We start from the raw sequence: 14,988 nt of genomic DNA, 5'->3' as shown, positions 1-14,988 counted from the left end.
GTGGCGTCGATCACTTGTAGACCGGGAAGCGGCTGGTCAAGGCATGCACCTTGGCACGCACTGCCGCAATGTTGGCCTCGTCGTGTGGATTGTCCAACACGTCAGCGATCAAGTTGGCGGTGATGCGCGCTTCTTCGTCCTTGAAACCACGGGTGGTCATCGCGGGTGTGCCAATGCGCACACCGCTGGTGACGAATGGTTTTTCTGGGTCGTTGGGGATGGCGTTCTTGTTGATCGTCATGTGGGCCGCGCCCAAGGCGGCTTCGGCTTCTTTGCCGGTGATCTTCTTCGAGCGCAGGTCCACCAACATCACGTGGCTTTGTGTGCCGCCGCTGACGATGCGCAGGCCGCGCGCTGTCAAAGTCTCAGCCACGATCTTGGCGTTTTTCACCACTTGGGCTTGGTACGCTTGGAACTCAGGCTGCATGGCTTCTTTGAACGCCACGGCCTTGGCTGCGATGACGTGCATCAACGGGCCGCCTTGCAGGCCAGGGAAGATGGCGCTGTTGATGGCTTTTTCGTGCTCTGCCTTCATCAAGATGATGCCGCCACGTGGGCCGCGCAAACTCTTGTGGGTGGTCGATGTCACGACGTCAGCGTGAGGCACGGGGTTGGGGTATTGGCCTGCGGCGATCAAGCCCGCGTAGTGGGCCATGTCGACCATGAAGATCGCGCCAACTTCTTTGGCGATCTTGGCAAAGCGTGCCCAGTCGATGTGCAAGCTGTAGGCCGATGCACCCGCCACGATCAACTTGGGTTTGTGTTCGCGGGCTTTGGCTTCCATCGCTTCGTAGTCGATGGCTTCTTTGCTGTCCAAGCCGTAAGACACGACGTTGAACCATTTGCCAGACATGTTCAGGGCCATGCCGTGGGTCAAGTGACCACCTTCGGCCAAGCTCATGCCCATGATGGTGTCGCCGGGCTTCAAGAAAGCGAGGAACACCGCTTCGTTGGCCGATGCGCCGCAATGGGGTTGCACGTTGGCAGCGTCTGCACCGAAGATTTTTTTGATGCGGTCGATGGCGAGTTGCTCAGCCACGTCGACGAATTCACAGCCACCGTAGTAGCGCTTGCCAGGGTAGCCCTCGGCGTATTTGTTGGTCAGTTGCGAGCCTTGGGCTTGCATGACGGCGGGGGAGGCGTAGTTTTCGCTGGCGATCAGTTCAATGTGGTGCTCTTGGCGAGCGTTTTCGGCTTGAATGGCGGCCCAAACTTCGGGGTCGGTGTGTTCGATCAAGATGTTGCGGTTGTACATACTGGCAGTCCTAGAAAAAGGTGGAGTAATGGCTGCCCAGGCGAACGGCAAAACACCTCTTCATCAAAGAGGCTGCGCGCTTCCCAGTGGTCATACATCCACGTCAGCGGTCAAGGGCTAAGCCCCCTACGCCTATCGCCAGTTGCGCGCGGTCAGAGTTTACCGTGGATCTTCTTCGTCTTTGGGCTCTTTGCCGAATGGCGTCAGACGCTGGGCTTTCTCCCACAAACTCTCCAAACGGGCCGTGGCCGCTTCGGCAGCGGTTGCTGGCGGTGGGGTGGTGGGCACTTTGACGCCCTTGGCGACTTGCAGCAAGCGCCCATGCTCGGCCACAACTTTGGCGGCGTAACCGCTGTCGTCTTTGGTATTGCCTGCGCCCACATAAAGCCGCAGGCCACCGTCCACGCTGCCCGCGCGGGTGATGCATTCTTTGAGCACGTTCACACCGACGCGAAGGTTGGCGACGGGATCAAAAGCGGCCATGGCGCCGCCAAAGCTTTGGTATTTCTCGGCGTGCACCTTGGTCATCACTTGCATCAGGCCTTGGGCGCCCACATTGCTTTGCGCGAAGGGGTTGAAGCTCGATTCGACGGCCATGACCGCCAAAATCAGCGTCGGGTCGATGTCATTGCGGGGCCCCAAGTCGTAGGCTTCGCTGACCAGAGCGCTCACGGGCTCGGGGGCCACGCGGTATTTGCGGCTCAGCCAATAGGCCAAATTGGCTTGTTGCTTGGGTAAATCTCGGGGGTCGGTGGCGGTGGCACGGTCGACCGCATCGACGTCGGAGGCCAAGCCAGTGGCATCGTACTGGCGTTCCTGCAACCAGCCAATCAGCTTGGTCTCGGTGATGGCGCGCAAATCGGGACGCACCGTCATGGCCACCACGAAGAAGAACAAAGACAGGCCCACCACGGCCATGCCGTTGTGGGTGATGGCAAAAAAGCCTTGGGCCACGTCGGATGCAAACGTGCGCAATCCTCGCGTGAATGTGGCAACCAGGGTCATTAGTGCAAATTTATAAAGTCAGGAGAATGAAAATTTTAAAGCCTAGGCGACAATCACTGCTAATTTACTGTGAGCTCTACTTGTGACTGATTCTTCTGCGAAACCCCTCGACCTAGCTGCCCTTGACGTTTTGACGGGCGGCGCCTTCACCGCTTCTAACTCGGGAGACCGCACGGCACGCCTGCGCGACTGGCTGGCTGGCCAACCCACGCTGGAGCAATTGCAAGCCGTTTTTAACGAAATGAGCAGCAAAGACAAGGGCGCGGCCAAAGTGTTGCGCGAAAAGCTCGATGAGCTGCGTCGCACCAAAGATCAAGACGCCCTGATTGTGGAGTGGGCCACCAAAGGCGAGGCCTTGCGCGATGCGGCCCGCATCAACTTGGCCGATGCCATGGGTTGGCAACGTGACGCCGCCAAAGCCGGTGCGCCTTTGTCGCGTGAACCCTTGGCCGGTTTGAAGACTTCTTTGGCCGAACGCGTCAAAGCCATTGAAGATTTGCAGCACCAAACCCAAGTGCAGCGTGAAGCCGCTGTGCTGTTGGCGCAGCGCATTGAAGTGCTCTCCACCAAGCCTTGGCAAGACGCCTTGGCCCTGCGCGATGGCCTGCAAGCCGATTTAGACCGTTGGAATGCCCAAGCCCAAGCCTTGGCCGCCGATGCCCAATGGCCCAGCGTGGATGCCAAATTTGCCCCCGCTTTGCAAACCAGTGCGCAACAAGTGCAAGCGGTGTGGACCGCCTTTAGCGCCGCGTTGACCTTGACCGAAGCCGCCGCCGCAGACGCCGCTGCACCGTTGCCCGCCGTGCCTGCTTGGGCCGATCAAGTGCGTGTGGCCCGTGGCGAAGTGTTGCCCCAAAAAGCAGCGCCTGCGCCCAAAGCCCCTGCCGTTGGTGGCTTGGACGTGACCCGCAAGGTCAAGCCTACCGCCGACAAAGCCGTGGTGGACCAAAAGCGCATGGAGTTGGTGCTCCAAGCCGAAGCCTTGTTTAAACCTGCTGCTGCACCTAAGAAGCCGCGTGTGGTTGCGGATACGACCACGACCACGACCACGACCACGACCACGGCCGCACTGGCTGCTGACACCGAGCCTGCTATCGCGGCCGAAGTCGTGGCACCTGTGGCCGAAACTGCACCTGAGGCTGTCGCAACCCCTGAAGTGGTGGCACCTGCTGACGTCGCACAACAATCGGCCCCAGTCGCTGAAGTCGCTGCGGCACCTGCTGATGCCAAATCCGCCCAAGCTGCGCCAGCGGCTGAAGCGCGTGTGCCTGCCATGGGCGGCCGCAAGTTGCAAGAAGCTTTGCGCAACCTGCGCGACCAATGGAAAAAGATCGACAAAGAAGCAGCGCCCAACCCCGCGTTGTGGAAGCGCTTTGACGCCGCTTGTAACCGTGCGCACGAAGTGGTCGATGTGTGGCTCAAGGAAGCCCGCGCACAAACTGCAGCGCACAAAGCCCAGCGTTTGGCCCTGATTGAAGAAGTCAAAGCGTGGTCGGCTGAGCATGCACAAGGCCCTGATTGGAAAGGCGTGGCGCGTCAATTGCACCAATTCGCACAACGCTGGCGCGACAGCGGCCATCTGAGCGAAAAGATGTTTGCCGAGTTGCAACCGACATGGAAAGCGGTCATTCACGCGGCCCATGAGCCTTTAGAAGCGGTGCAAAAAGCCAGCTTGGCCCGTCGCCATGCCTTGATTGCCGAAGCCCAAGAGTTGGGTGCTGCGCCCACCTTGCGCATTGATGCGGTCAAAGCCTTGCAACAGCGTTGGCAAGAAGAGGCCCACACCGTGGTGTTGGACCGTAAACAAGAACAAAAACTGTGGGACGCCTTCCGCCAGCCGATTGACGAGGCGTTTGCCCGCAAAACATCGTCGCGTGAACAGACCCAAACTGCGTTGACACCGCATGACAAAGCCGTGATCGACGCGTCCAAGGCGCTGGAGTCGGCCATCGCCAAAGGCGACGGCGCGCAAATTCGCTCAGCCATGCAAGCGCTGGAGCAAATTGCGCGTGGCGAAATGCCTGCACCCGTGGTAGCTGCTGCGACTCCCGCCCCTGCCGCGGACGCAGCAAAGCCTGCTGAATCATCGGACGTGCTGCCTGCTGAAGCATCTTTGGTCCCAGAGGCCAGCGATGCATCAGCCGATACGTCCGCCGCTCCCGAGGTCGGCGCCGAGCCTTCCTCTGAAGCTCCGGAGTCAGCAACCGCTGTAACACCAGCCCCCGCGCCCAAAGCTGCACCACGTCCTGTGGTGGCGGTGCGTGGTGATGACCGCCCAGGTCAAAAACGCACCGAAGTGGCCCCCGTTGGACGCGGCCGTGATGGCAAGCCCGGTGGCGGCAAGTTTGGCGACCGTGCCGGTGATAAAGGTGCCGGTTTTGGTCGTGACCGTGACGGCGCAGCTCGTCCTTCACGTGACGGTCGTGATGCGTTTGCCCCACGCGGTCCACGTTTGGGCGATGCGGCGTTCCGTGCACAGCGCTTTGCGTTGGAGTCTGCACAAGACGCGTTGCGTCGTTTGGCTGCCCAAGCACACGGCGAAGTGCTCACACAATTGATGCACGCTTGGGAAAAACGCGATGCCAGCCAGTTGCCTGCGGCACAAGCGATTGGCTCCAAGCTCACGCCCGCGCAACGCACGCAATGGGCGCAGGCTTTGTCGAGTGATCCCAAAGCGGACACGGTCACGCCTTTGCTGCGTTTGGAAGTGGCGGCTGAATTGCCGACGCCTGCTGCGCAAATGGACGCACGTCGTGCCTTGCAATTGCAAATGTTGACCCGTCGCAACGATCCCTCGCCTCAAATGACATGGGCGGCTGATGCCGCACACGTTTTGGCGGGTGCTTATGACGAGGCCGCTGCGCGTCGTTTGCAATCGGCGTTGAAGGTGTTGCTCAAGCGTTGAGTGTGAAGGGGACGGTCCGAGACCGTTCTTTTGAGGCTACTTTTCTAGGTCAAGCCTCAAATCGAAAAAAGCCGTGGGCTCCTTAAGAGTGGCTCAGCGGCAATCGACAAAGCCCCCTCGTGGGGCTTTTTTCTTGGCCACGCAACCAACTCAGAACTTCCAAGCGGGGGGGCTTGGCATCGGCATGCCAGTCGCTGAGCACCCAGCGCGTCAGGCCGTCTCCCAAGTCGTGGATGGCGGGCTTGTGGGTGTGGCCATGTAAAAAATCCGAGGCTTGCGTTGCTTGCAGCCATGCGCGTGCGGCGGGGTGGTCGACATCGGCATAGTCGGTGTGCGTGGTCTTGCGGGCTTCGCTTTGCTCGCGCACATGGCGTGCAAAGGCTTGGCGTTCTGCCAGCGGTTGGGCTAAAAATTGTTGCTGCCACGTCGCTTGACGCACTTGAGCCCGGAAAGCGAGGTAGTCGCGATCGTCCAAACACAGGCTGTCACCATGGCTGAGCAAAAGCCGCAGGGCGGGGTGCGTGTGATCGATGGTGTCGATGTTCAAGATCGTGGGATCACTCAAGCCTTGCATGCCCGTGGCTTTGAGCAGGGCTTCACCCACCAAAAAATCGCGGTTGCCGCACATGAAATACACAGGCATGCGTTGCGTTGTGCGCTTGAGCACGTCCATGCATTGCAGGGCAAAGGGGTCTTGGTTGTCATCGCCGATCCAGACCTCAAACAAATCGCCCAAGATGAAGAGGGCGTCTGCGGGGGTGTGCGCCATGTGCTGGGCCCAGGCCTCAAAGGTGGCGGGCTCATTCGCGTCTAAATGCAGGTCTGAGATGAAGTCAATGCGCTGCCAGTGCTGGGGGGCTTGCACGCAGGCTACAGGCAGATCCAGCAGAGGCAGTGAATTTGGCATGAATCGTGGGCTCTGAAATCAGCGTTGAGCGTTGAGCAGTGTGACTTCAGGCCAGTGGGAGCGAAGCAGGGCGGCTTAAAGCGCAACAGCTTTTTCGATGACCACGTCTTCTTTTGGCACGTCGTCATGGAAGCCTTTACGGCCCGTTTTGACGGCTGCAATTTTGTCAACCACGTCGTTACCGCTGATAACTTTGCCGAACACTGCGTAACCCCAGCCTTGTTGGCTTGGCGCTTTGTGGTTCAAGAAGTCGTTGTCTGCCACGTTGATGAAGAACTGGGCGGTGGCTGAGTGAGGGTCAGACGTGCGCGCCATGGCGAGGGTGTAGTGGTTGTTTTTGAGGCCGTTGTTGGCTTCGTTCTCGATAGGTTCGTCGCATGGCTTTTGGGTCATGCCGGGCTCAAAACCGCCACCTTGCACCATGAAACCGGGAATAACGCGGTGAAAAATGGTTTTGTCGTAGTGACCTTTGTTCACATAGCTCAAAAAGTTCTCGGTGCATTTGGGGGCTTTTTCGGCATCGAGTTCGATGGTGATGACGCCGTGGTCCAAGATGTGCAGTTCGACTTGTGGGTTGCTCATGGTGTGTTTCCTGAAGATGAAAAAAGTGGCGTCTGTGCGTGTTTAAAGCAAGGTGGCCGATTGGATAACGATGGGCGTGCGTGGCACGTCAGAGGGGAAGGGGCCGCCAGAGCCTGTCGGCGTGGCTTTGATGCGGTTGACCACATCCATACCTGAGACCACCCGACCAAAGACGGTGTAGCCCCATTGCTGGGGGGTGGGGTCTAGAAAACCGTTGTCCACCACGTTGATGAAGAATTGCGCGGTGGCTGAATGTGGGGCGTTGGTGCGCGCCATGGCGAGGGTGCCCACGGTGTTACGTGGCCCCCCTTTGGCGAGGGCTTCACGGCCTTCGTGCATCACGGGTGCACGGCTGGGGCGCTCCATGTAGCGGGTGTCAAAGCCGCCGCCTTGGACCATGAAGTTGCCAATCACGCGGTGAAAAATGGTGCCGTCATAATGTTTGTCACGCACGTATTGCAAAAAGTTTTCTGCAGTTTTCGGGGCTTTGTCTGGGTAGACCTCGACCACAAACTCGCCCGCGTTGGTGACGAATTTCACTTGGGGTGCTTTGGTCGCGTCTTGTGCCATGGCCAAAGGCGTCGCTAAGCTGCAGACGGCCAAACTGAAAGCGCAGAGGGCGCGACGAGAGATGCTCGAAAGTGTCATGGTGTAGAGCCTTGGGTGAGTGCAAGTGCGGGTTGGAGAGCTTCAATTTTCTTGGCGGGTGCGCGGTGCGCAGGCTCAAGTCTTAGGGCACGTTCGTACGATTGACGTGCCATTTGCACCATCAAATCACCCATGTTTTCATGGGCTGCGGCGTAGTTGGGGTTGGCGCGCAGGGCGGCTTCAATGGCGACTTTGGCGCGGGCGTAGTCACCTTGGGCCGCGTAGAGCACGCCTAAATTGTTGTGGGGCTCGGCCAACTCTGGGTAGTCTTGCGTGAGGCTGAGGTAGAGAGGCAATGCCACGGAGGCTTGCCCCATTTGCTCGACGAGGAAGGCTTGCCAAAACCGCATTTGTGGGTCGTTGGGGTTGGTTTTCAGCGCGTTGTCGACCAGCACCAAGGCTTGTGGGTACTTGGCTTGGCGCAGCAACTGACGCACGTTGTCGTGCGGATCGCTTTGCATTTGAGGAACGGAGGGCTGCCCTGGCTGCCAATCTTGGCTGGCGTTGGTTTGGGCCATGGCCGAGTTGGCTGCGCACATGAGGCCCGCGCAGAGCACGAAGCCTACAACCCAACGCTGCAAAAACAGCCGAGAGCGCGTGGTGTTGAAAGTGAAGGCAGGGTTTTTCATGTGCTTTGTATACTGTTGCTATTGTAAAACAGAGGGTCTAGATCGCACCTCTCTGTCACACCCCTCATGTCCGCCTCAAGCGCGGCCTTTCACGACTCACTCATGACGCTTCGCATTCACAACACGCTCACGCGCGCGCTGGAGAAATTTTCGCCGCTCGAACCTGGCCACGTCCGCATGTATGTGTGTGGCATGACCGTGTACGACCTGTGCCATTTGGGGCACGCCCGTTCGATGGTGGCATTCGATGTGGTTCAGCGTTGGCTCAAAGCCAGTGGCTACCGCGTGACCTATGTGCGCAACATCACGGACATTGATGACAAGATCATCAAACGCTCGCTGGAAAACGGCGAAACCGTGCGCGGCCTGACCGACCGCATGATTGACGCGCTGCACCAAGACGCTGATGCTTTGGGCATCGAACGCCCCACGCACGAGCCCCGTGCGATGGATTACGTGCCGCAAATGCTCTCGATGATCGGTACGTTGCAAGACAAAGGCTTGGCCTACCAAGCCAGCAATGGCGATGTGAACTACGCCGTGCGCAAATTTCCAGGCTATGGCAAGTTGTCAGGCAAGTCGCTGGACGAGTTGCAGGCAGGCGAGCGTGTGGCCGTCGACGACGGCAAGCAAGACCCACTGGACTTTGTGTTGTGGAAATCAGCAAAGACCAGCGAGCCCGAAGAAGTGAAATGGGCCAGCCCCTTTGGCGCAGGCCGCCCCGGCTGGCACATCGAGTGCTCGGCCATGAGTTGCGAAATGCTGGGTCAAAGCTTTGACATTCACGGCGGTGGCGCTGATTTGCAGTTCCCCCATCACGAAAACGAAATTGCCCAAAGCGAAGGCGCCAATGGCAAGCCAATGGCCAGCGTGTGGATGCACAACGGCTTCATCAACGTGGACAACGAAAAAATGTCCAAGAGCTTGGGCAACTTCTTCACCATCCGTGATGTGCTCCAAGAGTTCGACGCGGAGACGGTGCGTTTCTTTGTGGTGCGCAGCCACTACCGCAGCCAGCTCAATTACAGCGATGTCCATTTGAATGACGCGCGTGGCGCATTGAAACGCCTCTACACAGCCCTTGGCACGGTCACGCCTGATGACGTGACGATTGACTGGGCCGAGCCGCACGCGGCGCGCTTTAAAGCGGCGATGGACGAGGACTTTGGCACGCCCGAAGCCGTGGCCGTGTTGTTTGAACTCGCGGGTGAGGTCAATCGCACGGGTTCAACGCAAACGGCAGGTTTGCTCAAAACCTTGGGCGGCGTGTTGGGCTTGTTGCAAGACGACCCGAAAGCCTTTGCTCAAGCGGGGGCTGGCGTCGACGAAGACGCCATTCAAGCCCAAATTGCCGCCCGTGCAGCCGCCAAAGCGGCCAAGAACTTTGCAGAAGCTGACCGCATTCGTCAAGCGTTAGCTGCCGAAGGCATTGTGCTCAAAGACTCGCCCACAGGCACAACGTGGGAGCGTGGCTGAACATGCCCGTGACCGAAAAAATTACCATCGCCACGCCTGAATATTGGGCAGAGGCTTGCAAGCACTTGGTCAAAAAAGACCGTGTGATGAAGCGCCTCATTCCTCAGTTTGGCGAGGCTTCGCTGCAGTCACGCGGCGATGCGTTCGTCACCTTGGCGCGCAGCATCGTGGGTCAGCAAATCTCGGTGAAGGCGGCTCAAACCGTGTGGGACCGCTTTGCCTTGTTGCCTCGCAAGATCACCCCCACCAACGTGCTAAAGCTCAAGGTGGACGATATGCGGGCGGCAGGTTTGTCTGCGCGCAAGGTGGAGTATTTGGTCGACTTGGCGCTGCACTTTGACAATGGCGCCTTGCCCGTTAAAAAATGGTCCGAAATGGACGATGAGGCCATCATTGATGAACTGGTGGCCATTCGCGGCATCGGCCGCTGGACGGCTGAGATGTTTTTGATCTTTCACCTCATGCGGCCCAATGTGCTGCCGCTGGATGATGTGGGTTTGATCAATGGCATCAGCCACAACTATTTTTCGGGCGAATCTGTCAGTCGCAACGAAGCACGCGAGGTCGCCGCAGCGTGGGCCCCGTACCGCAGCGTGGCGACTTGGTATATTTGGCGCTCGCTAGATCCGCTGCCGGTTGAATATTGAGCAGCTAAGGAGTATTGAATTTGGCTAAGAAAACTTTCCTCGACTTTGAACAACCGATTGCCGAACTTGAAGGCAAGATCGACGAGTTGCGCTATGTGCAAAGTGAGTCGGCGGTCGACATCTCGCAGGAGATCGAGCAGCTCAGCAAGAAAAGCTTGCAGCTGACCAAGGACATTTATAGCGACCTCACGCCTTGGCAGATCACCAAGATCGCGCGCCACGCAGAGCGTCCCTACACGCTGGACTACATCAACGACATCTTCACGGACTTTGTGGAGTTACATGGCGACCGTCACTTTGCCGATGACTTGAGCATCGTCGGTGGCTTGGCCCGCTTCAATGGCAATGCCTGCATGGTGTTGGGCCATCAAAAAGGGCGCGATACCAAAGAGCGCGCAGCGCGTAACTTTGGCATGAGCCGCCCCGAGGGCTACCGCAAGGCCTTGCGTTTGATGAAAACGGCTGAGAAGTTCAAGCTGCCCGTGTTCACCTTCGTGGACACCCCTGGCGCCTACCCCGGTATTGATGCCGAAGAGCGTAGCCAGTCCGAGGCGATTGGCCGCAACATTTTTGAAATGGCCCAACTCGAAGTGCCGATCATCACCACCATCATTGGTGAAGGCGGCTCGGGCGGCGCGTTGGCCATCAGCGTGGCCGACCAAGTGTTGATGCTGCAGTATTCGGTGTACTCGGTCATCAGCCCTGAAGGCTGTGCGTCGATTTTGTGGAAAACGTCAGACCGCGCCGAAGATGCGGCTGAGGCTTTGGGCATCACCGCCCATCGTCTGAAAGCGTTGGGCTTGATCGACAAAATCGTCAACGAACCCGTGGGCGGCGCACACCGCGATCCCAAGCAAATGGCCGCACAACTCAAGCGTGGCTTGAATGACGCTTGGCGCCAAGTGACCGACATGAAGGTCAAAGAGTTGCTCGACAAGCGTTACGAGCGTTTGCAAAGCTATGGCCGGTTCACCGACACCAAAGCTGACGCCCGCTGATTTCCCCTCGCTGGACGCGCTCCAGCATTTAGGCCCCTTTGCCGTTGCGCTCAGCGGTGGGGCCGATTCCACTGCCATGTTGCTCGCCTGTGCCACCCGATGGCCGGGTCGGGTGCGCGCCATTCATGTGCACCATGGGTTACAGGCGGCAGCGGAAGGGTTTGTTCAACATTGTGAAGCGCTCTGCCAGCGCTTGAATGTGCCGTTGGTGGTGGTGCGTGTGAATGCCGCTCATGCCGCAGGCGAAAGCCCCGAGAACGCGGCGCGCCAAGCGCGCTACGCCGCATTGACCGAGGCGTTGCAGCAGAACTGGGGGGGGCACATCAAAGACATCGTGCTGGCGCAACACGCGGATGACCAAGCTGAAACCTTGTTGTTGGCCTTGTCACGCGGAGCTGGCTTGCCGGGGTTAGCCAGCATGCCCGCGCTTGCTGAGCGTGGCGGTGTGACTTACCACCGTCCTTGGTTGCACGTGCCTGGCCAAGTTTTGCGCCTGTCGTTGACGCACGCTGGGCAAACTTGGGTGGAGGACCCCACCAACGCCGACACCCGTTTCACCCGTAACCGCATCCGCGCGCAGGTGCTGCCTGTGCTGGAACAAGTCTTTCCCTCATTCCGCCAGACTTTTGCGCGCAGTGCCCGTCATGCGGCGCAGGCGCAAGTCCTGTTGACGGAGCTGGCCGAGCAAGATTTACAAGCTGTGGGGCATCCGCCTTCAATTCGCGCGCTGCAGGCACTCAGCGAGGCGCGACAGTCGAATGTGTTGCGTCATTGGCTGATGCGGGAAGGCACCCAAGCCAGTGCGGCGCAAATGCAAGCGCTGCTGCAGCAAGTCCATGCATGCACCACGCGTGGCCATCAGATTGACATCAAGGTGGGGCGTGGCTTTGTTCGCCGCGATGGTGCGGTGCTGCGTTGCTACAATCTTTAGCTTTTGCCTGACATAACAACCCTTTTTCCACGCAATATGGCATTGATCGTTCACAAATACGGCGGCACTTCGATGGGCTCAACAGAGCGCATTCGCAACGTCGCCAAGCGCGTGGCCAAATGGGCCCGTGCTGGTCACCAAATGGTGGTCGTCCCCTCCGCAATGAGCGGTGAAACCAATCGCTTGTTGGCCTTGGCCAAAGAGCTGGCACCGTCGAAAGCCGATACCGCTTACAACCGCGAACTCGACATGCTGGCCTCTACGGGCGAGCAAGCGTCGTCTGCGTTGTTGGCCATTGCACTGCAAGCCGAAGGCCAGCCTTCGGTCAGCTACGCTGGCTGGCAAGTGCCCATTCGCACCAACAACGCTTACACCAAAGCCCGCATTGAGTCGATTGACGATGCACGCGTGCGCGCCGATTTGGATGCGGGTCGCGTGGTCATCATCACGGGCTTCCAAGGCAAAGACGATGAAGACAACATCACGACCTTGGGGCGTGGTGGTTCAGACACCTCGGCCGTGGCTGTTGCTGCGGCCTTGAAAGCCAATGAGTGTTTGATTTACACCGACGTGGATGGCGTGTACACGACCGACCCGCGTGTGGTGCCGGAAGCGCGCCGTTTGCAAACCGTCAGTTTCGAAGAAATGATGGAAATGGCCTCTTTGGGCAGCAAAGTGTTGCAAATTCGTTCGGTTGAATTTGCCGGTAAATACAAGGTGCCGCTGCGCGTGTTGTCCAGCTTCACCGCGTGGGACATTGACATCAACGAAGAAGCCAAATCAGGCACGTTGATCACCTTTGAGGAAGACGAAAAAATGGAACAAGCTATCGTATCGGGCATCGCATTCAACCGCGATGAAGCCAAAATTTCTGTGGTCGGCGTGCCCGATAAACCTGGTATCGCCTACCAAATCTTGGGTGCTGTGGCCGACGCCAACATCGAAGTGGACATGATCATCCAAAACATCAGCAAAGATGGCAAAACGGATTTCAGCTTCACGGTGCACCGCAACGACTACGCGCGTACCACCGATTTGCTCAAAGAAAAAGTGCTGCCTGCATTGGGTGCGAGCGATGTGCAAGGCGACACCAAGATCTGCAAAGTTTCGATCGTGGGTATCGGCATGCGCAGCCATGTGGGTGTGGCCAGCAAGATGTTCCGCTCGCTGAGCGAAGAGGGCATCAACATCCAAATGATCTCAACTTCTGAAATCAAGACCTCAGTTGTGATTGACGAAAAATACATGGAACTCGCAGTCCGCGCGTTGCACAAAGCTTTCGATTTGGATCAGCCAAGCGCCTAAGCTCAGGCTATAATCTAATTCTGCTGGAAACGTGACCGAGTGGCCGAAGGTGCTCCCCTGCTAAGGGAGTATGGGGTGTAGAGCCTCATCGAGGGTTCGAATCCCTCCGTTTCCGCCAGCAAACCCTAAAAAGCCGTTGTTTATCAACGGCTTTTTTCTTTTTCATTCGGGTAACAGATACTGGTTACCTCACTAGTTACCACGTAACTGAGCAAAAATTACCACTACAGATAAGATTACAACATACGCCCACATTGCGTTTCATCGGTGTGTGATTTGATGCATCTGTCTTGGTGAAGCAAATTGTTGGCGAAAAGGCAATCCATTTGGTGATGGACCAGCCAATGGCGATCACTGTACCCAGCACTTCCTGATGCGTTTGTCAGACCTTATATGGCTACAACACACTCACACACCTTTGAGGGTGACAAGTTCATCATTCATTCGATGGACCGCTTTTATCGCTCTTTAACGAATGGATCGGTATGGTCAAGGGCTTTAGCGGCAAAACGGATCAAAAGTTAAGTTCATCAGGAAAGCTGTTTGTTCCAAGTCTTTGCCCAAGTGCTATGGTGGGTATGCTCGGCAGTGGCGAATTGCCTTCGGAACGTTCAAGATGAGAGGCTGATTGTTGGTCTTTTTAGGAACCCAAATAGAACGCCATTCTTTCTGATACTCATATTCTGGGTCTCTCATCACCGCAGGGTGCAGAGTATGCGGTTGTGTGTAATGGGTCGTTTTGTTTAGATATGTGACGGGTCCTAGTCCGTTAAAGACGGCTTGATGGCGAATTTTTCTGCTGATTGCATCGAAGAACTCATATGGTCGAAAAATCTGTAGGCAGGCATCGCAACCGAACTCCTTCATAACAGTTGGGCTGTATTCTGAAGATACGCAGTAGATATAGAGATCTGGGGAATTGCTATGTGCAATTAGGCGCGCACCATCTTCGAGAATAATTTTGACTTTGGCATCTCGCTGTTCTGGCTGTAATACATGTTTACGAAAATACTCAGACTCTGGTGAGTTGGATGCTAGGTCAATTTCGCCACCACCTTTCAAAAACAACTCTGTCTTGTGAAGGCCTTCATTTTTGTCGCCGATGACATCCCCATAGGATTCAGTTTTTCTGTAGTCGTGCAGTGTGCCTATCTTCAAGCTGCCACGTGAAAGGAATGCTTGCAGATATTGCTTGGGTATGTACTTGTAGAGTGGCTGTTGCATGTATCCAAATCACCATGCCGAACAAAAATAAATTTAGTCAATACACTTGGAAGTATGCAACAAGGCCTTATCTTGGTACGGACAAGCATGTAGCTCAATCAAAAAATTTGTTGCAAAGTACTTGATTTGTTGATATTGAATAGCGCATACTTATACAAGGCATGAAGAAACTGACATTGAGTCAGTATTGCACGATAGCTTAATTACATAAATTGACGGCTTTAAACGGTCAATTTAAGTTTTAGTCTGCATATATGTCTTACACATACGAGAGTTACACATATGAATAATATAAATTGAAAACCAAATAAATCTCTATTTTTAACCTGCTGAGCCCGGCGGATTCAAGGACGAAGTGCAACAAAGATGAACTGGTTATAGGTGGCTGAGGATGCGAGAGCATCATGGCCGCTTTAACCGCCAAATCGAAATTGCCCAATGTACAAGCACCTCAGCCGAGAAGAACGATACCAAAT

General features: G+C 56.7%; 13 protein-coding genes, 1 tRNA gene and 1 riboswitch. Of the genes, 7 read left to right on the top strand and 7 right to left on the bottom strand.

Features of this window, described 5'->3' with window-relative positions:
* Nucleotides 1-10 precede the first annotated feature (10 nt).
* Nucleotides 11-1,255, bottom strand: a complete 1,245-nt coding sequence (glyA, locus tag RMS95_RS04385) for a serine hydroxymethyltransferase (RefSeq protein ID WP_310643924.1) — start codon at nt 1,253-1,255, stop codon at nt 11-13.
* 27 nt (nt 1,256-1,282) lie between these two features.
* A riboswitch (ZMP/ZTP riboswitch) is annotated at nt 1,283-1,411 on the bottom strand.
* A gap of 3 nt (nt 1,412-1,414) precedes the next feature.
* Complete coding sequence (locus tag RMS95_RS04380) at nt 1,415-2,260, bottom strand: lytic transglycosylase domain-containing protein (protein WP_310643922.1); 846 nt, start codon at nt 2,258-2,260, stop codon at nt 1,415-1,417.
* A gap of 82 nt (nt 2,261-2,342) precedes the next feature.
* On the opposite strand from RMS95_RS04380, the gene RMS95_RS04375 reads away from it, so the two are divergent.
* Nucleotides 2,343-5,165, top strand: a complete 2,823-nt coding sequence (locus RMS95_RS04375; protein WP_310643920.1) for a DUF349 domain-containing protein — start codon at nt 2,343-2,345, stop codon at nt 5,163-5,165.
* An 82-nt stretch (nt 5,166-5,247) separates the two neighbouring features.
* Here RMS95_RS04375 and RMS95_RS04370 read toward each other — a convergent pair whose 3' ends face one another.
* From RMS95_RS04370 to RMS95_RS04355, 4 genes are all read right to left on the bottom strand, one after another.
* Nucleotides 5,248-6,072 (bottom strand): UDP-2,3-diacylglucosamine diphosphatase, encoded by an 825-nt coding sequence (locus tag RMS95_RS04370; protein ID WP_310643919.1) that lies wholly within the window; start codon nt 6,070-6,072, stop codon nt 5,248-5,250.
* Nucleotides 6,073-6,147: 75 nt separating this feature from the next.
* Nucleotides 6,148-6,654, bottom strand: coding sequence for a peptidylprolyl isomerase (locus RMS95_RS04365; RefSeq protein ID WP_310643917.1), 507 nt, complete (start codon nt 6,652-6,654; stop codon nt 6,148-6,150).
* 42 nt (nt 6,655-6,696) lie between these two features.
* Entirely contained in the window at nt 6,697-7,302 is a 606-nt protein-coding gene (locus RMS95_RS04360) for a peptidylprolyl isomerase (RefSeq protein WP_310643915.1), read from the bottom strand.
* On the bottom strand, nt 7,299-7,931 hold the full coding sequence (locus tag RMS95_RS04355; RefSeq protein WP_310643913.1) for a tetratricopeptide repeat protein: 633 nt from the start codon (nt 7,929-7,931) through the stop codon (nt 7,299-7,301). Before RMS95_RS04355 ends, RMS95_RS04360 begins: the two co-directional genes overlap by 4 nt.
* A 102-nt stretch (nt 7,932-8,033) precedes the next feature.
* On the opposite strand from RMS95_RS04355, the gene cysS reads away from it, so the two are divergent.
* The 6 genes from cysS (at nt 8,034) to RMS95_RS04325 (ending at nt 13,406) form a co-directional block, all read left to right on the top strand.
* Complete coding sequence (gene cysS / locus RMS95_RS04350) at nt 8,034-9,407, top strand: cysteine--tRNA ligase (RefSeq protein WP_310643912.1); 1,374 nt, start codon at nt 8,034-8,036, stop codon at nt 9,405-9,407.
* Nucleotides 9,408-9,409: 2 nt separating this feature from the next.
* Nucleotides 9,410-10,054, top strand: coding sequence for a DNA-3-methyladenine glycosylase 2 family protein (locus RMS95_RS04345; RefSeq protein WP_310643910.1), 645 nt, complete (start codon nt 9,410-9,412; stop codon nt 10,052-10,054).
* 20 nt (nt 10,055-10,074) lie between these two features.
* Nucleotides 10,075-11,052, top strand: coding sequence for an acetyl-CoA carboxylase carboxyltransferase subunit alpha (locus RMS95_RS04340; RefSeq protein WP_310643908.1), 978 nt, complete (start codon nt 10,075-10,077; stop codon nt 11,050-11,052).
* Nucleotides 11,015-11,983, top strand: a complete 969-nt coding sequence (gene tilS / locus RMS95_RS04335) for a tRNA lysidine(34) synthetase TilS (protein ID WP_310643906.1) — start codon at nt 11,015-11,017, stop codon at nt 11,981-11,983. The genes RMS95_RS04340 and tilS overlap by 38 nt, the downstream gene beginning before the upstream one ends.
* A gap of 36 nt (nt 11,984-12,019) precedes the next feature.
* A complete protein-coding gene (locus RMS95_RS04330; RefSeq protein WP_310643904.1) occupies nt 12,020-13,288 on the top strand; it encodes an aspartate kinase in 1,269 nt (422 codons plus the stop codon).
* 25 nt (nt 13,289-13,313) lie between these two features.
* Nucleotides 13,314-13,406, top strand: a tRNA-Ser gene (locus RMS95_RS04325).
* 449 nt (nt 13,407-13,855) lie between these two features.
* Here the strand turns inward: RMS95_RS04325 and RMS95_RS04320 are convergent.
* Entirely contained in the window at nt 13,856-14,512 is a 657-nt protein-coding gene (locus RMS95_RS04320; protein WP_310643902.1) for a hypothetical protein, read from the bottom strand.
* Nucleotides 14,513-14,988 lie beyond the last annotated feature (476 nt).

The sequence above is a fragment of the Limnohabitans sp. genome, from assembly GCF_031539175.1.
Classification (GTDB): Bacteria; Pseudomonadota; Gammaproteobacteria; order Burkholderiales; family Burkholderiaceae_C; genus Limnohabitans.
Note: the sequence above shows the minus strand (reverse complement) of the source record. Positions and strands in the feature narration are given on the sequence as shown.